The sequence below is a fragment of the Serratia sp. X3 genome, assembly GCF_014982455.1.
Lineage (GTDB): Bacteria > Pseudomonadota > Gammaproteobacteria > Enterobacterales > Enterobacteriaceae > Serratia > Serratia ureilytica.
The window spans coordinates 13,030-36,179 of sequence record NZ_JADCNB010000002.1 but is presented as its reverse complement, the minus strand read 5'-3'; the positions used below and the strand labels follow the sequence as shown (position 1 = coordinate 36,179).

General features: G+C 56.3%; 22 protein-coding genes and 1 other annotated feature. Of the genes, 10 read left to right on the top strand and 12 right to left on the bottom strand.

Annotated features, from left to right (window positions below):
- The first annotated feature begins 1 nt into the window (after position 1).
- The 6 genes from IMX17_RS10470 (at position 2) to gndA (ending at position 8,726) form a co-directional block, all read left to right on the top strand.
- Complete coding sequence (locus IMX17_RS10470; protein ID WP_182264827.1) at positions 2-1,903, top strand: bifunctional 2-polyprenyl-6-hydroxyphenol methylase/3-demethylubiquinol 3-O-methyltransferase UbiG; 1,902 nt, start codon at positions 2-4, stop codon at positions 1,901-1,903.
- 1 nt (position 1,904) lies between these two features.
- Entirely contained in the window at positions 1,905-3,536 is a 1,632-nt protein-coding gene (locus tag IMX17_RS10465; RefSeq protein WP_182264826.1) for a glycosyltransferase, read from the top strand.
- 7 nt (positions 3,537-3,543) lie between these two features.
- A complete protein-coding gene (locus IMX17_RS10460) occupies positions 3,544-4,800 on the top strand; it encodes a glycosyltransferase (protein WP_182264825.1) in 1,257 nt (418 codons plus the stop codon).
- A gap of 284 nt (positions 4,801-5,084) precedes the next feature.
- Positions 5,085-5,894 (top strand): glycosyltransferase family 2 protein, encoded by an 810-nt coding sequence (locus IMX17_RS10455; RefSeq protein WP_182264824.1) that lies wholly within the window; start codon positions 5,085-5,087, stop codon positions 5,892-5,894.
- 122 nt (positions 5,895-6,016) lie between these two features.
- Positions 6,017-7,132 (top strand): acyltransferase, encoded by a 1,116-nt coding sequence (locus tag IMX17_RS10450; protein ID WP_182264823.1) that lies wholly within the window; start codon positions 6,017-6,019, stop codon positions 7,130-7,132.
- Between the two features lie 187 nt (positions 7,133-7,319).
- Complete coding sequence (gene gndA, locus IMX17_RS10445; RefSeq protein WP_004938815.1) at positions 7,320-8,726, top strand: NADP-dependent phosphogluconate dehydrogenase; 1,407 nt, start codon at positions 7,320-7,322, stop codon at positions 8,724-8,726.
- Between the two features lie 74 nt (positions 8,727-8,800).
- Here gndA and hisIE read toward each other — a convergent pair whose 3' ends face one another.
- The 9 genes from hisIE to hisL all read right to left on the bottom strand — a co-directional run bounded on the left by hisIE (position 8,801) and on the right by hisL (position 16,087).
- Positions 8,801-9,421 (bottom strand): bifunctional phosphoribosyl-AMP cyclohydrolase/phosphoribosyl-ATP diphosphatase HisIE, encoded by a 621-nt coding sequence (gene hisIE / locus IMX17_RS10440; RefSeq protein WP_182264822.1) that lies wholly within the window; start codon positions 9,419-9,421, stop codon positions 8,801-8,803.
- On the bottom strand, positions 9,415-10,191 hold the full coding sequence (gene hisF / locus IMX17_RS10435) for an imidazole glycerol phosphate synthase subunit HisF (RefSeq protein WP_046897027.1): 777 nt from the start codon (positions 10,189-10,191) through the stop codon (positions 9,415-9,417). Before hisF ends, hisIE begins: the two co-directional genes overlap by 7 nt.
- A complete protein-coding gene (gene hisA / locus IMX17_RS10430; RefSeq protein ID WP_033650627.1) occupies positions 10,173-10,910 on the bottom strand; it encodes a 1-(5-phosphoribosyl)-5-[(5-phosphoribosylamino)methylideneamino]imidazole-4-carboxamide isomerase in 738 nt (245 codons plus the stop codon). Before hisA ends, hisF begins: the two co-directional genes overlap by 19 nt.
- A gap of 5 nt (positions 10,911-10,915) precedes the next feature.
- Positions 10,916-11,506: an imidazole glycerol phosphate synthase subunit HisH gene (gene hisH / locus IMX17_RS10425; protein WP_021504315.1), complete on the bottom strand. Its 591-nt coding sequence runs from the start codon at positions 11,504-11,506 to the stop codon at positions 10,916-10,918.
- Positions 11,506-12,573 carry a bifunctional histidinol-phosphatase/imidazoleglycerol-phosphate dehydratase HisB gene (gene hisB / locus IMX17_RS10420; RefSeq protein WP_015377254.1) on the bottom strand — a complete coding sequence of 356 codons (1,068 nt, stop codon included), beginning with the start codon at positions 12,571-12,573 and terminating at the stop codon, positions 11,506-11,508. The genes hisH and hisB overlap by 1 nt, the downstream gene beginning before the upstream one ends.
- Positions 12,570-13,658 carry a histidinol-phosphate transaminase gene (gene hisC / locus IMX17_RS10415; RefSeq protein ID WP_042784059.1) on the bottom strand — a complete coding sequence of 363 codons (1,089 nt, stop codon included), beginning with the start codon at positions 13,656-13,658 and terminating at the stop codon, positions 12,570-12,572. Before hisC ends, hisB begins: the two co-directional genes overlap by 4 nt.
- On the bottom strand, positions 13,655-14,962 hold the full coding sequence (gene hisD / locus IMX17_RS10410) for a histidinol dehydrogenase (protein WP_182264820.1): 1,308 nt from the start codon (positions 14,960-14,962) through the stop codon (positions 13,655-13,657). The genes hisC and hisD overlap by 4 nt, the downstream gene beginning before the upstream one ends.
- Positions 14,963-14,966: 4 nt before the next feature.
- Positions 14,967-15,866 carry an ATP phosphoribosyltransferase gene (hisG, locus tag IMX17_RS10405; protein ID WP_015377256.1) on the bottom strand — a complete coding sequence of 300 codons (900 nt, stop codon included), beginning with the start codon at positions 15,864-15,866 and terminating at the stop codon, positions 14,967-14,969.
- A gap of 71 nt (positions 15,867-15,937) precedes the next feature.
- Positions 15,938-16,064: a sequence feature (His leader region), on the bottom strand.
- Positions 16,040-16,087, bottom strand: a complete 48-nt coding sequence (gene hisL / locus IMX17_RS10400) for a his operon leader peptide (protein WP_100396937.1) — start codon at positions 16,085-16,087, stop codon at positions 16,040-16,042. Its footprint overlaps the feature before it by 25 nt.
- Before the next feature lie 229 nt (positions 16,088-16,316).
- Between hisL and IMX17_RS10395 the strand changes: the two genes are divergently transcribed.
- Positions 16,317-17,141: an SDR family oxidoreductase gene (locus tag IMX17_RS10395; protein WP_033642487.1), complete on the top strand. Its 825-nt coding sequence runs from the start codon at positions 16,317-16,319 to the stop codon at positions 17,139-17,141.
- A 6-nt stretch (positions 17,142-17,147) separates the two neighbouring features.
- On the opposite strand, the gene IMX17_RS10390 is transcribed toward IMX17_RS10395, so the two are convergent.
- Entirely contained in the window at positions 17,148-18,062 is a 915-nt protein-coding gene (locus IMX17_RS10390; protein WP_193549749.1) for a LysR family transcriptional regulator, read from the bottom strand.
- A gap of 250 nt (positions 18,063-18,312) precedes the next feature.
- Here IMX17_RS10390 and speB point away from each other — a divergent pair, with 250 nt between their 5' ends.
- The 3 genes from speB (at position 18,313) to IMX17_RS10375 (ending at position 21,622) form a co-directional block, all read left to right on the top strand.
- On the top strand, positions 18,313-19,245 hold the full coding sequence (speB, locus tag IMX17_RS10385; RefSeq protein WP_193549748.1) for an agmatinase: 933 nt from the start codon (positions 18,313-18,315) through the stop codon (positions 19,243-19,245).
- Between the two features lie 77 nt (positions 19,246-19,322).
- A complete protein-coding gene (locus IMX17_RS10380) occupies positions 19,323-20,708 on the top strand; it encodes a sodium:solute symporter (RefSeq protein WP_193549747.1) in 1,386 nt (461 codons plus the stop codon).
- 104 nt (positions 20,709-20,812) lie between these two features.
- Positions 20,813-21,622, top strand: coding sequence for a nitrilase-related carbon-nitrogen hydrolase (locus tag IMX17_RS10375; protein ID WP_182264817.1), 810 nt, complete (start codon positions 20,813-20,815; stop codon positions 21,620-21,622).
- 73 nt (positions 21,623-21,695) lie between these two features.
- Here the strand turns inward: IMX17_RS10375 and IMX17_RS10370 are convergent, their stop codons facing one another.
- Both IMX17_RS10370 and IMX17_RS10365 read right to left on the bottom strand, forming a co-directional pair.
- Complete coding sequence (locus IMX17_RS10370) at positions 21,696-22,679, bottom strand: magnesium and cobalt transport protein CorA (protein ID WP_033642493.1); 984 nt, start codon at positions 22,677-22,679, stop codon at positions 21,696-21,698.
- 11 nt (positions 22,680-22,690) lie between these two features.
- Entirely contained in the window at positions 22,691-23,110 is a 420-nt protein-coding gene (locus IMX17_RS10365) for a GNAT family N-acetyltransferase (RefSeq protein ID WP_033642494.1), read from the bottom strand.
- Positions 23,111-23,150: the final 40 nt, after the last annotated feature.

Here is a 23,150-nt window from a genome sequence, read left to right as displayed (position 1 = left end):
TATGCTTTTAGATAAAAATATTTATGCTTTTCGTGAAAACACGGGCATTTGGGCAAAGCCAGATTATGCGGGTATCCCCTATAGTGATGGGGATACGCAGGAAAATTTATTATTGAGCATTATTCAAAATACTCAAGATCGAAGTGTATCTTCCGCTGAGCTCAAAGCTCAATGCACAGATTGGGTAACGACCTATCATTTTTCTAGCCTGCGCTCAAATTTGTTACGGCCGCTAAAATCCATCCTGCAGCCTGGTACTAAGATTTTGGAAGTCGGTGCAGGGTGCGGAGCCATTACGCGATTTTTAGGCGAAATGGGATGTGAGGTTGTCGCATTAGAGGGAAGCTTGCGACGCGCCACGATCGCCAGAACCAGGACTGCAGGCCTGGACAATGTTACCGTAGTCAGCGAAAGATTTGATGATTTCGAGAGTAATGTGCTCTTTGATGTGATCACTTTGATTGGCGTGCTCGAGTATTCTAACCTATTCAGTCAAGGTGAAGACAGTGCAGTGAGCATGCTTGAAAAAATTAAAAAGCGCCTTAAACCAGGCGGGAAGTTGATCATTGCGATTGAGAACCAGCTTGGCTTGAAATATTTCTCCGGCGCGCGAGAAGATCACCTGGGCCAGGCGATGTATGGTATTGAAGGGCGCTATACGAAAGAACAGGCAGAAACTTTCGGGCATCACATCCTGAAGCAGAAGCTCGTAAGCGTTGGTTTACAGACGATTGAAACGTTGCTGCCGTTCCCTGATTATAAACTGCCCGTTTCCGTTGTGACGTCTAACGGTGCCAGTGATCCCAATTTCGATGCTTCCGTTTTTGCTGCGCAATCTGTACGTGCTGATATGCAATTGCCGGAGCAATTAAACTTCGTTCTCGAGTTGGCTTGGCCAATTGTTTTTAAAAACAATTTAGCTTGCGAACTCAGCAACTCTTTCTTGCTGGTGGCAAGTGATGAGCCGAGTGAGCTTATTGATAAGGACTTGCTTGCTATTCATTATGGCAGCGAGCGCTATTCGCCGTTTTATAAAGAAACAGTATTCAGCAAAGATGAGAATGAGGAAATTAAGGTTAAACGCCATTTGCTGAGCCCTGGGGTGGCGATTGAAAATGATTTTGTTGATTTTAAATTAGATGGGTTTGAAAAATATATTAAAGGCGTTCCTCTGCCCATAGAGTTTATCAAGATTGTGACGACGCCTGGCTGGGATATTGAGCAAGTTGCCGGCTATTTCCGCTATTATATCGAATGTCTGGAAGTGTGTTTAAAAGGCGAAGGAATACATTTTGAAGAGTTTAGCCAGCACACTGTTCTACCGTCGACTTATTTGGATGCGATTCCTTCAAATATATTGATAGATGCCGAGAGGCAGCCACGCTACTTTGAACGAGAGTGGTTGGCGAAAAAAGGGATTACGCTGGGTAATCTGACATTCAGAGCGGCGTTATCGTTGCTTGGGAAAATATCCACTTTCGCACCGCCGGCGAATGGGCGTTCATTAACTCGTGGAGAGTTTATTAAGCAACTCTTCGAGGCTTTATCATTCTCTGCAGATAGTTCACTCTTTGATGAATATCTGGTTCTTGAATCAGAGTTGCAGGTTTTCTCATCGGGTTCGGATAAACATAAGCTTGATACCTGGTACCCTGAGCATGTGTTGCCTGGCTTACATGCATTGGATGAAGCCGAAAGTCAGGAAGCTGAGCGCGTTGAAACCGAATCTGTATTGGAAGAACAGCGCCGAGCCTACGGCGACTTGTTGAAATCCAAAGATTATGCCGAGAAATTGGCATTTGAGCGTATGGACGAGATAGAAACGTTAAAACTAGAATTAAATAATATTAAGTCTGGCATCTTTTGGCGGATCTCAAGACTATTCAGAGGCAAAAGGAATTGATATGAGCAGTGAGACGCTTCATTGGTCAATTGACTCGATGGTCAAAAGAGGGACAACGGTATTCAGCTATGGCTGGATATTTAGCAAAACCAAGAGTATTAAGCAGCTCGCATTACTCCAGATTGATGAAAGTGGTATTTTATCTAGCATTAACATTGACTATGGGAAAAGCCGAGAGGATGTAGGTTCCTATTTTTCTGAATTCGAGCAAGCGGCTCATTCGGGGTATATTGTTTATGGCTCATTCAGTGCATCCGTGGCACAGCATCGCTTAAAACTGCTTTGCACCTACGAGGACGGTACTACGGATAGCATTGATGTGCCAGAAAGCCATTATATCCACGCCGGCAATGACAATAACGAAGCGGCTATAAATAAAAAAATTGTTTTAAAGCAAATGTTTGTGCTCGTCAAACGTGCTTTGATGTTGCTTAAAGGTGGGAATGTTTCGCTACTTTATAATAAAATAAAGCGATATAAGCGCCATGAACCCACTACAGGATTAAATGTCGCGAGCGATATTTCTAAAATTTTAAATCCGAAAGAACGAGAGAAAGTTATCTTTTTCCTGGATCATGATCTGGGCGGGGGCGCTAATCATTATAGAAACAGGCTGATACAAGATAAGATCGGAGATGGATTCTCTGCATTGGTTCTTGCATTCAATATAAGAACGCTGTCTTATAAATTGATTGTCAAAAGTGAGCGCGCCGAGGGGCATTATAAAATTCCGGATGAAGGGTTTGTTTTTGAACTTTTGAATTATGTGAAAATTCAGGAGATCGTCTATAATACCGGGGTTTCATTTGTAAACCCTGAAACCATCCCGAGTTTTTTGCTCGATCTGAAGCTTAAAACCAATGCTACACTGACGACATTGGCTCACGATCTTTTCCCTATTTGTCCTTCGCATTTTCTGATCGATGACAAAGGAAAGTATTGTGATATTCCTGCTCCTCAAGTTTGCCGTTCATGCTTAAAAAACAACACATACGGATTTACAACATTATTTGAGTCCGGTGATATTAATGAGTGGCGCGATCAGTGGGGCGGATTGATTATCGCTTCAGATAAATTTATTACTTTTTCTCAAAATACGTTGGATATTTATCGGCGTGTTTACCATCAAATACAACCAGATAAAACGGTGGTCGCTCCACACGTTGTGAGCTATATGCCTAGAAAGGCTGAAGTTCAGCAAAAAGAGAGATTACGCATTGGTGTCGTAGGCCAAATTGGCTATCACAAAGGGGCTGAGTTTGTTAAAGAGTTGGCCCTCGAAATCAAAAAAACGGATTGCCCGGTGGATATTGTCATAATCGGCGCTATTGAAGCCTCGTGTCCATCAGATATCGTCACTCAGACAGGTCCTTATAAGCAGAGTGAGCTGCCAGATTTGCTCGAAGATAAAGGGGTGAATGTTATTTTATTCCCTTCGATCTGGCCTGAGACGTTTTCCTACGTTGTACAAGAAATGGTTGAGCTTGGTTATCCCGTCGCTTGTTTTAATCTGGGAGCGCCTGCTGAACGACTTAAGAATTATCCAAACGGTTTGATTTTGTCCTCAATGTCTGCTGGCAACGTCTTGCAAGAGTTGATAAAATTCCACCGAAAAATTTATACAATCCAATGAGGCAGGTATGTCTGAGATTCATGTTTTTACTAGCGCAGCGTTTAACTATATTCCGAAAGTGAGAATGCTGTTTCAGTCTATTCGTAAATATCACCCTGAATGGACAATTCACCTCGCCTTAGCCGATGAGAAACGGCCTGAAATTGATCTTAGCAATGAACCGTTTGACGAAGTCGTCTCAGTTTCTGAATTAGACATCCCGGATTGGAAAGGTTGGGCGTACTGCCACACCATCGTGGAATTGGCGACGGCGATTAAACCTTTTATGCTGGCACGGTTGCTGCAACTGCCAGGCTGTAAAAAGGTTATCTATCTTGATCCCGATACGGTGGTCTTTTCTCGCCTCGATGACATTCTGGAGGCATTGGACTCTGCGAATGTCGTGCTGACACCGCACCAGACAAAACCTGAAACGTCTCTATCCGCCGTGATGGATAACGAGATCTGCAGTCTGAAGCATGGCGTGTATAATTTGGGTTTCTGCGCGGTAGCGGCAACCGATGTCGGCCTCTCTTTTGCAAAATGGTGGGGAGAGCGCATTTATCATTTCTGCCGTGCAGATATTCCAAACGGCCTGTTCACCGACCAACGTTGGATCGATCTGGTTCCTGCCTTCTTCAACGACGTGGCGATCATGCGTTCCAGCCGCCACAACGTGGCTACCTGGAATTTAACAACCCGCAATTTTACCGTTGACGAGAAAGGAAATTACTTTGTTGATGGTGAACCGTTAGGCTTCTACCACTTCACAGGCTTCGACAGCGGCGCTCATCGAATCATGGCTTCTAAAAATGCCGGGGATAATTCTGATGTGCACAAACTGATTGATTGGTATGACGATCAGACGAAGAATCTTGCGCAGGATCCTTTAGCCAAAGTGGTGTGGGCTTACGGCCTGCATTCTGATGGCTCTGCCATTTCAAAGGCGCAACGCCTGGTTTACCGTGAGCGTATTGATTTGCAAAAAGCTTTCCCTACGCCGTTTGATGCGAATACCTATAACCAGTGGTGGCTGCAGCAAGGTCCAAAAGAATACCCTGAGTTATTCGATAATAGCAGTAAAGATGACGCATTGCGTCAGTTCAGTACGGTGCTCACCCCTGGATTCCGCGGTGGCAATGCTGAGTTTGATAAAGATCGTTTTGTTGGCATTATTAAGCGTTCGCTTTCCAATCCCCGCACTGGCGTCACAATGGGCAAGAAAGGTTGGGAAGTATTAAAGAATGAAGGCATCAAAGGTATTAAGCGTCGCTTTCTGAACTAAATTCGTCCTGTTTCTCGCTGTAAGCCCTGTACATAGTTATGTGCGGGGCTTTTTAACGTAGTTCATATCTAAAATTATCGTTGAGGTTTTAGATATGAACTTTTTAGCACGTAGGTTAGCGGTGAACGATGAAAATAATATTTTCAATGTTTAGCCTGGTGTTGAAGCGTACTGCTTTATGATGGAAAATTTGTTGGCAGATTCAACTGTGACATGGATTCATCTTAAAACTCTTCAGGAAGTTTATGTTTCCCCTGACTGTACTTTAAACCTTGGTATGTTAAGTGAAAATAATAGCATCTCTTGTATTGTACCGACATGAATATCAATCTGTTCAGAAGACATTGGCTTCTCTTCTTGCAGAGGAAAGTATTTCTAAACTGGTCATTGTTGATAATGGCAGTTATTGCGATTGGCTTCTAAATTTAAATGAGTCAAAGCTCGAGATTATTCGAACGAAAGATAATGCGGGGTTTGGTGCTGGCCATAATGCTGTTTTTGAAAGGTTTAAAAATCTTGCTGATTATTTTTTAATTTGCAATCCAGATATTGCCTTTGAGAAGGGGGAGGTAGATAAGCTCTACCGATTCAGTCAATTGGAAGCGTTGGGGTTGGCTATCCCTAAAATCGTTTATCCAGATGGACGGTTACAGCATGGTTGTAAATTGTTACCCTCGCCTTATCAACTTTTTGCTCGTCGATTTGTTTCTCGTTTCTCGCGATCTTTGAATCAGCGGTATGAATTGCATTGTGCAGACTACACTAAGTCTTTCTTTGCGCCGTCTCTTTCCGGTTGTTTTATGTTAGTGAGTAATCAGGCTATTCAGGATGTTGGGTATTTTGATACTCGCTTCTTTTTGTATCTCGAAGATGTCGATCTTTCTCGTAGAATTTGCTTGAAACATAAGACACGTTATTTCCCTGAATCCCTGGTGGTTCATGAGTCTCAGCGTCGTTCTTATCAAGACAAGCGTTTTCTTGTATACCATATAGTTTCAGCAATAAAATATTTTAATAAATGGGGATGGTTTTTCGACCCGGATAAAGAATTCCTTAACCAGAGTTGCCTGAGCCAATTGCCAAAACAAAAATAGCTTAATAATCAGGGAATGGGAATAAAATAAGTCAAAATTTAACCATGACTTTCCAAGATCAAGTCGTTAACGATTTTTGAGCTTGTATTTAAATGAATTGTCTTATTAAGGACAAGATAGCGATGCAACCAATACAGCAAAAAGAAAGAACTCAGAGCGTGAAGTATCACTTTGATTCAATTGATATCCTTAGAGGCTTTGCCGCGATATCTGTCGTTGTTTACCATGTCATAGAGCATTTTAACTGGAGCTCTTTCCCTACCAATTGGCCGTGGCTGTGGTTCCGCTTTGGTTGGATGGGGGTCGATATGTTTTTCGTTATTTCCGGTTTTGTTATTGCTATGTCAGCCTTCAATCAACTGGATAGAAGTGGAAAAGATAAATTTTTTGTCCCTTTTATGAAGCGTCGTCTCAATAGAATTGTACCGCTTCATTATTTGACGTTGGCTGTTTTTGTCATTTTTGTTTCTCCCTATCTTCTCTTTAATCATTTTTCAATAAACCTGGTCTCTCATTTACTATTTATACATAACCTTAGTTATGATTTGCACGGCGCGATTAATGGAAGTAACTGGTCGCTTGGTGTAGAGATGCAATTTTATATACTTATTGCACTCACCGCACATTGGCTAAAACATGTTAAATGGTGGGTGCTGCTACTCTGCTCGTTGGGCATTTCCTATGCCTGGCGCTTGGCTGCAGTGTATCTCGTCGATTTACAACAACCACTTGGCGTTTTCAAATTATTTGTCAGCGCCACTCAGCTTCCGGGCATGTTAGATGAGTTCGCCGTGGGGATTTTACTTGCCCGTTTGCTCACTTCTGAACTTGGTCAGAAGCTGGTTTCCAACAGAAAATATTCTACAATTTCCTTAATGATTTTGGCCGTTGCACTTACCACAGGCGTAATGTGTATATACCTGAAGTATTCATCTTTCTGGAATTATCCTGCGATGGTTATCTTCTTCCGGACCCTGCTGGCGGCGGCATTTGGCATGATCGTGTTGACCCTCTGTTCGCTTAAAATTACACCATTCCTGAAAAGAGTATTGTATCCACTTTACTATTGCGGAACGATTTCTTATGGCATCTATCTATGGCATTTACCGATCTTGCTTTCTATCAAGAAATTAGATTGGTTAACTCATGGTCAATCACTCGCACTGGTATTGGCGCTAACGTTGGTAATGGCATCATTATCGTGGCACTTCTTTGAAAAACATTTTATCAAGAAGTAACTTTTTCCGTCATTCCCTCTTTTTCATTGGCGATAGCGCATATAACCATCTTACGAGAAGACAATTATGTGACCTATCGCACCAATCACTACCCACCCGGCTCAATCCTGAGTTAACATGTGTGCCACATCACAAAACCTGCTGGCCGACGTTGCCGGCAGGGTCATCCTCAGACAGGAGTTCCTAAATGTCCAAGCAACAAATCGGCGTTGTCGGCATGGCGGTAATGGGCCGCAACCTCGCGCTGAACATCGAGAGCCGTGGTTACACCGTTTCCATTTTCAACCGTTCTGGCGACAAGACTGACGAAGTGATCGCTGAGAACCCGGGCAAAAACCTGGCGCCGTATTACACCGTTGAAGAGTTTGTTGAATCGCTGGAAAAACCGCGCCGCATCCTGCTGATGGTGAAAGCGGGCGAAGCGACGGATAAAACCATTGCCTCGCTGACTCCGCACCTGGACAAGGGCGATATCCTGATCGATGGCGGCAACACCTACTATCAGGACACCATCCGTCGTAACCGCGAACTGTCCGACCAGGGCTTCAATTTCATCGGCACCGGCGTTTCCGGCGGTGAAGAGGGGGCGCTGAAAGGGCCTTCCATCATGCCTGGCGGCCAGAAAGAAGCGTACGAGCTGGTGGCGCCAATCCTGGAGAAAATCGCGGCGGTCGCGGAAGGCGAGCCTTGCGTGACTTATATCGGTGCTGACGGTGCCGGCCACTATGTGAAGATGGTGCACAACGGCATCGAATACGGCGACATGCAGCTGATTGCCGAGGCCTATTCTCTGCTGAAGCAGGCGCTGAACCTGAGCAACGAACAGCTGGCCGAAACCTTCGCCGAGTGGAACAAGGGTGAGCTGAACAGCTATCTGATCGATATCACCAAAGACATCTTCACCAAGAAAGACGAAGAGGGTAAATACCTGGTCGATGTGATCCTTGACGAAGCTGCTAACAAAGGCACCGGCAAGTGGACCAGTCAGAGCTCGCTGGATCTGGGCGAACCGCTGTCGCTGATCACCGAATCGGTGTTCGCGCGCTACCTGTCCTCGTTGAAAGATCAGCGCGTTGCTGCCTCTAAAGTGCTGACCGGCCCGAAAGTGGCGCCGTTCACCGGCGACAAGGCCGAGTTCATCGAGAAAGTGCGTCGCGCGCTGTATCTGGGCAAGATCGTGTCCTACGCGCAGGGCTTCTCTCAGCTGAAAGCCGCGTCTAAAGAAAACAACTGGGATCTGCACTACGGCGAAATCGCCAAGATCTTCCGCGCCGGCTGCATCATTCGCGCCCAGTTCCTGCAGAAGATCACCGACGCCTATGCGGCGGACGCCGATATCGCCAACCTGCTGCTGGCGCCATACTTCAAGCAAATCGCCGACGAGTACCAGCAGGCGCTGCGTGACGTGGTGGCCTACGCCGTACAGAACGGTATCCCTACGCCGACCTTCTCCGCTGCGATCGCCTACTACGACAGCTACCGTTCCGCAGTGCTGCCGGCGAACCTGATCCAGGCGCAGCGCGACTACTTCGGTGCGCACACCTACAAACGCATCGACAAGGAAGGCGTGTTCCATACCGAATGGATGGAATAAGCCCGCTCGTTGAGCGATAAAAAAAGCCGCCGAGGTTAACGCCCGGCGGCTTTTTTATTGCGCGTGGTTTAACGTCACGCTTTTTTCTGATGCCGCTCGCGCAGCCGGCCGATCACCGCGCTCAGATCCAAATCCTGGTCCTGCAACAGCACCAGCAGGTGATAGATCAGATCCGAGGCCTCGTTGGTCAGCTCTTCGCGATCGTTGACCGTGGCGGCCAGCGCGGTTTCCACGCCTTCTTCCCCGACCTTCTGCGCGATGCGTTTGGTGCCGCTGGCGTACAGGCTGGCGGTGTATGAGCTGTCCGGGCTGGCGTGCTTGCGCTCCGCCAACAGCTGTTCCAGCTGATAGAGGAACGTCCAGTCGCTGGCGGCCGGATGGAAGCAGCTGCTGTTGCCCAGGTGGCAGGTCGGGCCGATCGGGTTGGCCAATACCAGCAGCGTGTCGTTATCGCAGTCCGGCGTGATGCTGACCACCTTGAGAAAGTGGCCGGAACTTTCGCCTTTGGTCCACAGGCGCTGCTTGGTGCGCGAAAAGAAGGTGACATTGCCGCTCTGCTCGGTGGTCGCCAGCGCTTCCAGCGTCATGTAACCCAGCATCAGCACTTCGCCGGAAACGGCGTGTTGCACGATGGCCGGCATCAGGCCGTCGGTTTTCTCCCAGTCCAGCTGGTTTCTCTGTTGTTCTGTCAGCACACGCGAATCTCCACGCCTTGTTCGACCAGGAACCTTTTCAGTTCGCCGATATTGATGATTTGTTTGTGGAACACCGATGCCGCCAGGGCGCCGTCGACGTCCGCATCGCGGAACGCTTCCAGGAAGTGCTCCATGGTGCCCGCGCCGCCGGAGGCGATCAGCGGCACTTTGCAGACCTCGCGCACCCGGCGTAGCTGCTGCAGATCGTAACCGTTGCGCACGCCGTCCTGGTTCATCATGTTCAGCACGATCTCACCGGCGCCGCGGCGCTGCACTTCCTGCACCCAGTCGAGGGTTTCCCACTGGGTGACGCGGGTGCGGCTCTCGTCGCCGGTATATTGATTGACGTGATACTTGCCGGTTTCACTGTCGAACCAGGTATCAATGCCCACCACGATGCACTGCACGCCAAAGCGATCCGCCAGGCGGCTAATCAGCTCGGGATCGGCCAGCGCCGGTGAGTTGATGGAGATTTTGTCGGCGCCGAAAGACAGGATCTGGCTGGCGTCCTCGGCGCTTTTAATGCCGCCGGCGACGCAGAACGGAATATCAATCACCTCCGCCACGCGCGACACCCAGCTTTTGTCCACTACCCGGCCGTCGCTTGAGGCGGTGATATCGTAAAACACCAGCTCGTCCGCACCTTCTTGCGCATAGCGCTGCGCCAGCGGCACGATGTCGCCGATGATTTCGTGGTTGCGGAACTGCACGCCTTTCACCACTTGCCCGTCTTTAACATCCAGACACGGGATTATCCGTTTTGCCAGCATGCAATCGCCTCCTCAACGCTAAATTTACCTTCCAGCAGGGCGCGCCCGACGATCACGCCGGCAACGCCGCTGCCGCGCAGCTGGGCGATGTCGTCCAGATTGCCGATGCCGCCTGAGGCCTGGAAGGCCACTTGCGGATAGCGGCGGCTGATCTCCTGATACAGCGCCACGTTGGAACCGGCCAGCGTGCCGTCGCGCGAAATGTCGGTGCACAGCACGTGCTTCAGCCCGTAGGGCAGGAACTGCTCTACCACCTGTTCAAGCGTGGCGTCGGAGTCTTCCTGCCAGCCGCTGATGGCCACGCGCTTCACGCCCTGCGCGTCGATGCGCACATCCAACGCCAGCACCAGCGCGTCGGCGCCATAGCGTTCGAACCAGCTTTGCACCAACTGCGGCTGTTTCACCGCGGTGGAGCCGATCACTACGCGCGTGGCGCCGGCCTCCAGCAGGGCGCTGACGTCTTGTTCGTTGCGGATGCCGCCGCCGACCTGCACCGGTACGTTAACTCCCGCCAACAGCTTGCGCAGCAGCGGGATCTGGCGCGCGGCCGGATCCTTGGCGCCGGTCAGGTCGACCAGGTGCAGCACCTGGGCGCCCTGTTGTTGATAGTCCTGCAGGCGCAGCAGCGGATCGTTGCCGTAGTCGCGCTGTTGGCCGTAATCGCCCTGATGCAAACGCACCACGTTGCCGTCGATCAAATCCAAAGCCGGAATAATCATGCTGCCTACATCTCCAGAAAGTTTTTCAACAGTTGCGCGCCGGCCGCTCCAGATCGTTCTGGATGAAACTGCACGCCGAAGAAGTTGTCTTTTTGCACGGCGGCGGTGAAGGGCTCGCCGTAATTCGCCTGAGCGATGGTGCTGGGGCATATCGGCATCGCATAGCTGTGAACGAAATAGAAGTAGGCGCCGTCATCGATGCCGCGGAACAGATGGTGGCCCGCCTGCGCGGATACCTGGTTCCAACCCATATGCGGCAGCGGCAGGCCGAAGTCGGTCATCTGCTTGACCGGCGTATCGATGAGGCCGAGCGTCGTTATGCCGCCGTTCTCTTCGCTGCTGGCCGCCAGCAGCTGCATGCCGAGGCAGATGCCCAGCACCGGCTGAGTGCAGGCCCTGATCAGTTCGATCAGATCGCGTTCGCGCAGCTGATCCATCGCCGCCTGCGCGGTGCCGACGCCCGGCAGGAACAGCTTGTCGGCGCGCAGCACGATCTCCGGATCGCGGCTCACTTCCGGCTGATAGCCCAGGCGCCGCACCGCATAGGTGACGGAGGCCAGGTTGGCGCAGCCGGTATCCAAAATCACCACGTTCATCACAGCACTCCTTTCGAGCTCGGCAGGGTATTGCCCTCGACGCGGATCGCCTGGCGCAGCGTGCGGCCAAACACTTTGAACAGGCTTTCGACCCGGTGGTGGTCGTTTTTGCCTTTGGTCTTCAGGTGCAGCGTGCAACCCATGGTGTAGGAGAGCGAGCGGAAGAAGTGCTCGACCATTTCAGTGCTGAGATCGCCGACGCGCTGATAGTTGAACTCGGCCTTATACTCCAGGTGCGGGCGGCCGGAGATATCCAGCGCGCAGCGCGCCAGACACTCGTCCATCGGCAGCACGAAGCCGAAGCGGGCAATGCCGCGCTTGTCGCCCAGCGCCTTGTTCAACGCTTCGCCCAGCGCCAGGCCGGTGTCCTCTACGGTGTGGTGATCGTCGATATACAGGTCGCCTTTGACGTCGATCTCCATGCGGAAGCCGCCGTGGGTGGCGATCTGATCCAGCATGTGGTCGAAGAAGCCGACGCCGGTTTTGATTTTGCTGCCGCCTTCGCGATCCAGCCAGACGTTGACATCGATCTGCGTCTCTTTGGTCACGCGGTTAACCCGCGCATGACGGTCGCGCAGGGTCAGCTGGCGCACGATCTCTTTCCAGCCCAGCACGCCGCGTTGGTAGCGCAGCCCCTGAATGCCCATGTTTTCCGCCAGCTGCACGTCGGTCGGCCGATCGCCGATCACGTAGCTGTGGGCGGTATCGAGCACGCCGGGTTCGAGGTAACCCTTCACCAGCGCGGTCTTCGGCTTGCGGCAGTCGCAGTTGTCCGCCGGCAGGTGCGGGCAGATCAACACATCGGCGAACTGAATGCCCTGCGAGCTGAGGATCTGCATCATCAGGTTGTGCGGCGGATCGAAGGTTTCCTGCGGGAAACTGGCGGTGCCGAGCCCATCCTGATTGGTGATCATCACCAGCTGATATCCCGCCTGTTGCAGCGCCAGCAGGGAAGGGATCACGTCCGGCTCGAGCGCCAGCTTGTCCAGGCGATCGACCTGGAAATCTTCCGGTGGCTCGGCGATCAGCGTGCCGTCACGATCGATAAAGAGGATTTTTTGGCTCACATTGGCTCCTGGCGAGTCTGGTTGGCGCCGGGCAGGGCGGACAAGGCGTCCACCACGCGTTGACATTCGTCGCGGGTGCCTATGGTGATGCGCAGGCAGCCGGACAACCCGGGCTGTTTGTTTTGGTCTCGTAAGATAATGCCCTGATCCCACAAGCTTTTAAACACATTACTTGAGGCGGTGAAGCGGGCCAGCAGGTAATTGCTGTCGCTGGCGAAAACCTGCTCGACGCAGGCGCATTTTTCCAGCTGTTGCTGCAGCCAGCTGCGGGTGGCTGCGATGTCGGTGACGCGCTGGCGCATGGTGCGAATACCTTCTTCGCTCAGCGCCTGCGCGGCGATATCCGCCACCGGCGTCGAGAGCGGGTAAGGCGCGATCACCTTCAGCAGCAGGGCGATCAGATCTTCGTTGGCGAGCGTAAAGCCGCAGCGCAGGCCGGCCAGCGCAAAGGCCTTCGACAGCGTGCGCAGGATAGCCAGGTGCGGATAGTCGCTCAGCCACCCGGCCACCGAGGCCTGCGGGCAAAACTCGATATAGGCTTCGTCCACCGCGACGATCGCTTTGCCTTTGGCCATCTCCAGCAGGCTGCGCAGAGAGTCCGGGTCAATCAGGTTACCGGTCGGGTTGTTCGGGCTGCAGACGTAGATCAACTTCACGTTGTCCAGGCTGTCCGCGATGGCCGGCAGATCCAGCTGCCAGTCCTCTTTGGCGGCTACGGTGCGGCGCTCCACGCCAAAGGTTTCGGCGCTGACGGCGTACATGCCGTAGGTCGGCGGGCAGAACAGAATGGCGTCTTTGCCCGGCTCGCAGAAGGCGCGGATCAGCAGCTCGATGCCTTCATCAGCGCCGCGGCTGACCAGCACCTGCTCTTTCTTCACCCCGGCATAGGCGGCGTAGCGTTCGATCACCTGCGCCGGCTGGCACTCCGGATAGCGGTTGAAGGTTTGCGCGGTCAGCTGGAATTCCGGGGCGATCGGGTATTCGTTGGCGTTCAGCCACACGTCGCCCTTGCCGCCGAGGCGGCGCGCCGATTGATAAGGGGTCAGCTCGCGAACGTTGGCGCGCGCCAGTTTTTCGATGCTCATGCTTGCTCCTTCAGGGCGGCGACGCGCAGGGTCACGGCGTTCTTGTGGGCGATCAGCTGCTCGGCGGCAGCCAGCGTCTCGATGGTGGCGGCCAGGTTGCTAAAGCCCTGCGGCGTCAGCTCCTGCACCGTCATGCGTTTTTGGAAGTCGGCCAGCCCAAGGCTTGAGCAGGTGGCGGTGTAGCCGTAGGTCGGCAGCACGTGGTTGGTGCCGGAGGCGTAATCGCCGGCGGACTCCGGCGACCAGTCGCCGAGGAACACCGAACCGGCGCTGGTGATGCCGTCCACCAGATCGCGCGCATTGCGGGTCTGAATGATCAGGTGCTCCGGGCCGTAACGGTTGCTGATGGCCACGCACTCCGGCAGATCGCGCGCCACGATCAGGCGGCTGCTCGCCAGCGCCTGGCGGGCGGTCTCGGCGCGCGGCAGCTCGGCCAGCTGGCTTTCCACCGCGTCGGCCACCGCCTGCGCCATCGCCGCGTCCGGCGTCAGCAGGATCACCTGCGAATCCGGGCCGTGCTCGGCCTGCGACAGCAGATCGGAAGCGACAAACGCCGGGGTGGCGCCGGCGTCGGCGATCACCAGCACTTCCGAAGGACCGGCCGGCATGTCGATGGCCGCGCCGTCAAGGCGCTGGCTGACCTGCCGCTTGGCTTCGGTCACGAAGGCGTTGCCCGGCCCGAAGATCTTCGCCACGCGCGGCACGCTTTCGGTGCCGAACGCCAGGGCGGCGATCGCTTGCGCGCCCCCGACCTGAAACACTTCCTGCACGCCGCACAGCTGCGCCGCATACAGGATCTCATCGGCGATCGGCGGCGGCGAGCACAGCACTACCCGGCGGCAGCCGGCGATGCGTGCCGGCGTCGCCAGCATCAGCACGGTGGAGAACAGCGGCGCCGATCCGCCGGGAATATACAGGCCTACCGAGTCGATTGGGCGGGTCACCTGCTGGCAGCGCACGCCCGGTTGCGTTTCGACGTCCACCGGCGGCAGTCGCTGCGCGTTGTGGAAGGTTTCCACGTTGGCGACGGCCACCGCCATCGCCTGTTTGATGTCGTCGCCCAACCGCGCGGCGGCGGCGGCGATCTGCTCGGCGCTAACGCGCAGCGCCGAGACTGCCGCCTTGTCGAAACGGGCGCTGTAGTCGCGCAACGCCCGATCGCCGTTGGCCTTCACGTTGTCGAGGATCTCGTTCACCGTGCGGGTGATGCTGTCGGAAGCGGCGATCGCCGGACGCATCAGCAGCTCGGCCTGGCGTTCGGCGCTGCACGTCGCCCAATCGATCGGCGTGTTGAAGGTCGACATGGCGTTACTCCATCATCTTTTCAATCGGCAGCACCAGAATCGAGCTGGCGCCGAGCGCTTTCAGTTTTTCCATGGTTTCCCAGAACAGGGTTTCGCTGCTGACCATGTGCATCGCCACGCGGTTCTGCGCGCCGGCCAGCGGCAGAATGGTCGGGCGTTCGGCGCCCGGCAGCAGCGCGACGATCTCGTCCAGCTTCTCGCTCGGCGCGTGCAGCATGATGTATTTGGATTCGCGCGCCTGGATCACGCCCTGAATGCGGGTCATCAGGCGGTCAATCAGCTGCTGTTTGGCTTCCGGCATTTCGCCGTCGCGCTGGATCAGGCAAGCTTTGGAGCGGTAGATCACCTCCACTTCGCGCAGGCCGTTGGCCTCCAGCGTGGCGCCGGTAGAGACCAGATCGCAGATGGCGTCGGCCAGGCCGGCGCGCGGCGCCACTTCCACCGAGCCGTTCAGCAGGCAAGATTTGAAGCGCACGCCCTGTTTGTCGAGGTATTGCTTCAGCAGGTGCGGGTAAGAGGTGGCGATGCGGGCGTCCTGCAGGCTTTGCGGGCCGGCGTATTCGGCGTCGAGCGGGGTGGCCAGCGACAGGCGGCAGCCGCCGAAATCGAGGCGGCGCAGGGTGAAGTAGCGCGGGTCCTCACCCTGGGCGCGGCGGCTGAGCAGCTCTTCTTCCAGCACGTTCTCGCCGATGATGCCGAGATCGACCACGCCGTCCATCACCAGACCCGGAATGTCGTCGTCGCGCACGCGCAGGATATCGATCGGCATGTTTTCGGCGAAGGCGATCAGACGCTGCTGCTGCAGGTTAATCTTGATGCCGCAGCGCGCCAGCAGTTCCTGGGATTCATCGCTCAGGCGGCCCGACTTCTGCATTGCGATCCGTAAACGTGTCTTGTCCAGCATGGTAACCTCTGTTTAATCTGTAATTTTATGAATTTATTGTAAAAACTATTCTTTTCTGTCTGTCCGGAGCCAAAAAAAAACCCTCGGAAGAAATCTTCCGAGGGCTCTCTCTTGCGTTCTGCGCGCCACTGGAAGATTAACAAACCGTCTTCCAGCACTCATCGCCTGAAAGACTAGTCAGGGTGATGGTGATGATGGTGGTTGAACTGAACGCGTGTCATGGTGTTTTCTCTCAGCAAAAGTCGGTAAAAAACCGTATGCCATTTAAGCTAAACTATCCGCTGTCCGCCGCGCAACTCTTTTTTATCGTCATAAATTTAATTTATTGAAACAGGTTGGGTTATTAGCCATAGACGGCTTTACCTAACCTTAAGCCGGGCAGATTGTATCGCCGCGCGCAGTGGCGTAGCCTTAGAAGTAGAGCGCTGCATTCTTCAGGAGAGGAAGAGGATGAAAAAGGTAGCCATTATTGGCCTGGGTTGGTTAGGCATGCCGCTGGCGTTGTCGCTGATGGGCCGCGGGTACGATGTGGTCGGCAGCAAAACCACGCCGGACGGCGTCGAAGCCGCGCGGATGAGCGGCATCGAATGTTATCAGTTGGAGCTGACGCCGGAATTGATCTGCGATCCGGACGATCTGGCGTCGCTGCTGCGTGTGGATGCGCTGGTGGTCACGCTGCCCGCGCGCCGCACCGTTGAAGGCAGCGAGAACTATTTCAATGCGGTGCGCATGCTGGTGGACAGCGCAATGGCTTTCGGCGTGCCGCGGGTGATCTTCACCAGTTCCACCTCGGTGTATGGCGAAACCGCCGGCACGCTGCGTGAAGAGTCGCCGCTGCGGCCGGTCTCGCCGTCCGGCCGGGTATTGGCCGAGCTGGAGCGCTGGCTGCACGAGCTGCCGAATACCTCGGTGGACATTCTGCGCCTGGCGGGGCTGGTGGGCGCCGATCGTCACCCCGGCCGCTTCCTGGCGGGAAAACTCGACGTGAAGGGGGGCTCGCAGGGGGTGAATCTGGTGCATCAGGACGACGTCATCGCCGCCATCCAACTGCTGCTCAAGCTGCCGAAGGGCGGCCACGTGTACAACCTGTGCGCACCGCGTCATCCGGCCAAGCGCGATTTCTATCCGGCCCTGGCCGAGCAGCTGCACCTGGAGCCGCCGCAGTTTGCCGACGAAGCGGAACAGGATGAGCGGCTGGTGGACGGCAACCGCATCTGCAACGAGCTGGGTTTTGAATACCAGTATCCCGATCCGGCGCGCATGCCGGTCAGTTAACGTCCGTCAGGCCCCGCGCATGCGGGGCTTTTTTCCGCCGGCGCGCGCCAAATCTTCCAGCAGCGCGTTCAACGCCTCGTCGGGCTCTACGGGGCGGCTGACCAGGCTGAGCGTGGCGCGGTAAGAGAGCGCTGCGCCGCCCAACTGCCGCAGCCGCCCTTGCTCCACCCAGCGCGCCGCGTAGTGGGTGGGCAGATAACCGAGACAGGTGCCGCTCAGCACCAGATGGGCGACGCTCTCCATGTGGTGAGCCACCGCCGCCAGATGGGGCGGGGCGATCGGGCACAGCTGCTGCGCGAGCAGGTAGCCGCGCTTGACCCAGCGCGCGTTTTCAATCTGCTCGCGCTCGGGTTCTTCCACCGCGAACAGCGGGTGATCCTCACTGCAATAGATCGCCTGCGTCTCCTCCAGCCACGGTTGATAACGCAACGCCTCCAACTGCTGGCCAAAGTAGCCGATGCCCAGATCGAGCTGCCGGTGCAGCAGCCCTTGTTCAATCTCGTTCGGTGAACAGATGCGGCACTGCAACTGCACGTCCTGGTGGCGCCGCTGAAAGTGCTTGATGGCCTGACTGAACGGGTTGCCCGGCAGTGAAACCAGGTTATCCACCAGACCGATTTGCAGATCGCCGGTCAGCAGGCCGTTCAGCGACTGGCTGACCCGGGTGAAGTCGCGGGCGGCGTTGAACAACGAGCGGCAGGCGATCAGCATGCGTTCCCCCTTGGGCGTCAGCCGGAAGCCGGAGCGGCCGCGCTGGCACAGGCGAAAACCCAGCCGTGTTTCCAGCGAGGCCAGATGGGTGCTGATGGTGGATTGGTTCATCAGCAGCGTTTCCTGTGCGGCGCTGGCGCCCTGGGCTTCCGCCACCGCGACGAACACCCGCAACAGCTTCAGATCGATATCGCTTAGGTTAGTGAGCATCGCCCCCTCCGCAGAACGTCGGCCGCTTAACCCATTTTTAACATCGAAGAAATAGGCGCGGCGCTGAAGATATGGCCTTTCTTATGGCATGAGATTGAAATAAAAATCAACGCTTCAATGGGTTAGTTACATCGTGTTTTTCGATGTTTACATGCAAAAGCGGGAATGGTAGCCGGTGTGGTCAACGGGGTAGTCTGCGAATGTTGCTTAAATGTTTCAATTTATCGCAAGCCCAAGACAAGGAAACGCCATGCTGAACCAACCCCAAAGCGGCAACGACATGCCGCGCTTTGCCGGTCTCCCCACCATGATGCGCCTGCCCGCCGCCGATCAGGCGCGTGGTCTGGACGCCGCCTTTGTCGGCATTCCTCTGGATATCGGCACCTCCAATCGCAGCGGCACCCGCTATGGCCCGCGCCAGATCCGCCAGGAGTCGGTGATGATCCGCCCCTACAACATGGGTACCGGCTCCGCCCCATTCGAACGGCTGCAGGTGGCCGATCTGGGGGACGTCGCCATTAACCCCTACAGCCTGGCGGACAGCGTACGGCGCATCGAGGCGGCTTACCACGAGATCCTGGCGCACGGCTGCACGCCGTTGACGCTCGGCGGCGACCACACCCTGACGCTGCCGGTGCTGCGCGCCATCGCCCATCGACATGGCCCGGTGGGGCTGATCCACGTCGATGCGCATTCCGACACCAACGAGGAGATGTTTGGCGAACAGCTGGCGCACGGCACCACCTTCCGCCGCGCGTTTGAGGAAGGACTATTGGCGCCGGAAAAGGTGGTGCAGATTGGCCTGCGCGGCAGCGGCTATGCGGCGGATGACTTCGATTGGTCACGGCGCCAGGGCTTCCGCGTGGTGCCGGCCGAAGCCTGCTGGCATCGGTCGCTGACGCCGCTGATGGCGGAGATCCGCGAGCAGATGGGCGATGCGCCGGTTTATCTCAGTTTCGATATCGACGGGCTGGATCCGGCCTTCGCGCCGGGCACCGGCACGCCGGAGGTCGGCGGACTGTCGGTTTGGCAAGGGCTGGAGATCGTGCGCGGCTGCCGTGGGCTGAACCTGATTGGCGGCGACGTGGTGGAGGTGTCGCCGCCTTACGATCGCTCCGGCAATACGGCACTGCTGGCGGCCAACCTGCTGTTTGAAATGCTGTGCGTGCTGCCGGTCCGCTGAGGCCGGCGTACTGACCCTGCCGGCGGAGCGGTTGCGTCGGGCCCCCTGATAACAATAACAACGGAGTGGAGGTACCCATGAATCTCGATCTGCTGGTTGTGGTGTTTTACTTTCTGGTGATAGGCGCGGTGGGGTGGATGGGCATTCGCCGCGCCAATTCCAAAGAGGCGTATCTGGTCGCCGGGCGCAATCTGGGGCCGGGGCTGTATCTGGGCACGCTGTCGGCGGTGGTGCTCGGCGGCGCGTCGACCATCGGCAGCGTCAAGCTCGGCTACACCTACGGCATCTCCGGCGTCTGGCTGTGCGGCGCGCTCGGGCTGGGCATCGTGGTGCTGAGCCTGGTGCTGGCCAAGCCGCTGCTCAAGCTGAAGCTGTATACCGTCAGCCAGGTGCTGTCGCGGCGCTATCATCCGGCGGCGCGGGTCACCAGCGGCGCGATCATGCTGGCATATGACCTGATGGTGGCGGTGACCTCGATCATCGCCATCGGCAGCGTGATGCAAGTGATGTTCGGCTTGTCGTTCAGCGCGTCTATCCTGCTCGGCGGCGGGCTGGTGGTGCTGTATTCGACGCTGGGGGGCATGTGGTCGCTGACGCTGACCGACATCATTCAGTTCATCATCATGACCGTCGGCATGATGCTGGTGCTGATGCCGATGAGCATCGTCAAGGCCGGCGGCTGGGAGGCGTTCACCAGCCTGCTGCCTGCCGGTTACTACCAGCTGTCGTCGATAGGGCTGGATACTATTCTGGTATTTTTCCTGATCTACTTTTTCGGCATTTTGATCGGTCAGGACATTTGGCAGCGGGTGTTCACCGCCCGCAGCGCCAACGTGGCGCGCTTCGCCGGGCTGGGGGCGGGCGTCTATTGCGTGCTGTACGGCGTGACCGGCGCGCTGATCGGCATGGCCGGCAAGATCGTGCTGCCGTCGCTCAGCAACACCGACGGCGCCTTCGCCGCCATCGCGCAGGCGGTGTTGCCGGTCGGCGTCAGCGGGCTGGTGGCCGCGGCGGCCCTGGCGGCGCTGATGTCCACCGCCAGCGCCTGCCTGTTGGCCTCTTCGACCATCGCGCTGGAGGACGTGTTGCCGGCCATCCGGCGCAAACCGTCCGGCGGGCTGGCCGCCGGGCGCTTCACCACGCTTTTCATGGGCGCGGTCATGCTGGGGCTGGCGTTTGTGGTGCGTGACGTGTTGGCGGCGCTAACGCTGGCTTACAACCTGTTGGTGGGCGGCATGCTGATCCCGTTGGTGGGGGCTATCTTCTGGCCGCGCGCCACCAGCGCCGGCGCCATCGCCAGCATGCTGACCGGCAGCCTGTGCGTGGTGGGGCTGATGATCTGGCACGGCATCGACGCCAACAGCCCGATCTACGGCGGTCTGCTGGGCGGCGGCATCGCCTTCGTGCTGGGCAGCCTGCTGAGCCGCCCGGCGCCGCAGCTAGAGACTCAAACTGAACGCTGAGGGGCGAGCCGGGCTTTTATCACGGCGCCTTTACTGATTTACTGAGGAGCAGGGCGCATCGCCGCCCTGTCGGTTTAACGGTGAAGGTAAGGAGAAGGTGAGTCATGGGTACGATCAGCGTCGCATGCTGCCAGTTGGCGCTGCGGGTAGGGGAAGCGGAACATAATCGGGCGCTGTCCGCCCAGGCGATCCGCCGGGCGGCGCAGCGCGGCGCCAACGTCATCGTGTTGCCGGAGTTGGTGAACAGCGGCTATGTGCTGCGCGACAAGGCGGAGGCGCGGGCGTTGGCCGAGGCCGAAGATGGGCCCAGCCTTAGCCTGTGGTGTGCCCTGGCGAGTGAGCTGGATGTGGCGATCGTCGCCGGTTTTTGCGAGCGCCTGCCCGAGGGTGAGGTGGCCAACAGCGCGGCGTTGATCGATGCGCAGGGGGTGAGGGCGATTTATCGCAAAGCGCACCTGTGGCATGAAGAGAGTTCGATCTTTACCGCCGGCGATCGGCCGCCGCCGGTCGTCGAGACGCGCTTTGGCCGGTTGGCGGTGATGATCTGTTACGACCTCGAGTTTCCGGAGTGGGTGCGCTTGCCTGCGTTGGCCGGCGCTCAGCTGCTGTGCGCGCCGGTCAACTGGCCGTTGGCGCCGCGCCCGCAGGGCGAACGGCCGGCGGAGATGGTGAAGGCGCAGGCCAACGCGGCCGTCAATCGGCTGTTCATCGCGGTGTGCGATCGTTGCGAAACGGAGCGCGGCGTTGCGTGGATCGGCGGTTCGGTGATCGTCGACGCCGACGGCTATCCGTTGACGCAGAGCCTGACAGGCGAAGGCATGGTGCTGGCATCGATGGATATCGGCGCGGCCGATGACAAGCACATCGGCCGCCACAATCACGTGCATCGCGATCGGCGGCCGCTGCTGTATTGAAGCAACGGGGCGGCTGGTGAGCCCAGCCGCCCCGCGATCGTTTTTGTCGGCGGGAGAAGCGCCGCTCAGGCGCTTACAGCCAGCCCGATTTCTTCAGTTTCTGATACAGGAAAATGCAGCCGACGGCGGTCACTCCCAGCGTGGCGTGATAGGCCCAAGGAAACTTCAGTTCCGGCATGTCGGCGAAGTTCATCCCGTACAGGCTGAAGACCACCGTCGGGATAGCCAAAATCGCCCCCCAGCCCGCCAGCCGTTTCACCACTTCGTTCTGTTTGACCGTCACCAGCGCCAGATTGACGTGCATGGCGTTGGTCAGCATTTCGCGCATGTCGTCGATGTTGCTGACCACCTGATGGGCGTGATCCTGCACGTCGCGCACGTAGGCGCGTAGCTCTTTCGGGATCACCTCTTCGTGCAGACGGATCAGTTGGTTGCAGATTTCATCCATCGGCAGCGCGGCGTTGCGCAGCGCCAGCAGATGGCGGCGCAGGGTATAGACGTTCTCGATCGCCGCCTGATCGAATTCTGACTGAAACATGTTGGCTTCAATGTTCTCGATGGTGCTCTCGAAGCGCGCCACCACGCTGCGGTAGTTATCCACCACGAAGTCCAACACCGAATAGAGGGCGAAGCCCGGCCCGCGGCACATCTGCTTGTGGTTCTCTTCCGCCTTGGCGCGGATCGGCGCGTAACTGGGCGAAGCGCCGTGGCGCACCGTCACCAGAAAGTTTTTGCCGACGAAGAAGTGGGTTTCGCCGTATTCGATTTCGTCGTGCTCGCCCCACTGCGCGGTTTTCACCACGATGAACAGCGAGTCGCCGTAGGTCTCCAGCTTCGGCCGCTGGTGCGCGCACAGCGCGTCTTCGATCGCCAGGTCGTGCAGCCCGAACTCCTCCTGCACCTTGCGCATAAACGCCGGCTCCGGCTGCCTTAATCCCAGCCAGATGAAGGTGTCGGGCTGTTTGACCACCTCGCTGATATCGTCGATGGTCACTTCGCCCAGCCGTTGGCCGGCTTTGTACGCCACACAGTTCACCACCATGCTTTTGCTGTCCATCCGTCCATCCATTAATCAGTCAGAGTTTTGGTGAGTAAATAACACTCATGTTCCACCGGATACTCTTTCAGCGTCATTTGCAGCTGATAGCCGAGCTTTTCGTAGAACGGCCGCGCCTGGAAGCTGAAGGTGTCGAGGCGGGCGTAGCGGCAGCCGCGCGCCTGCGCCTCGTGCTCGGCGGCGCGCATCAGCCGGCCGCCGAGGCCGCTGCCGCGTTGGGTATCCGCCACCCACAGCCACTCGACGCTCAGCCAGTTGCCCCAGGTTTCGGCGGTCAGGCCGCCGATCACCGCGCCGGCTTCGTCGCGCGCATAGACGCTGAGCGGTTTGCGGTGGCTGGCGTCGATATGCGGCAGATTGTAAGCGCGCAGGCCTTGCCTGATCGCATCGAGGGTTTGTTCGTCGATCGCGTCGGTAACGGTAATGTCCATTTTTCCTCCTGGGTAATGGATTAACTTAAGCACATGGCGG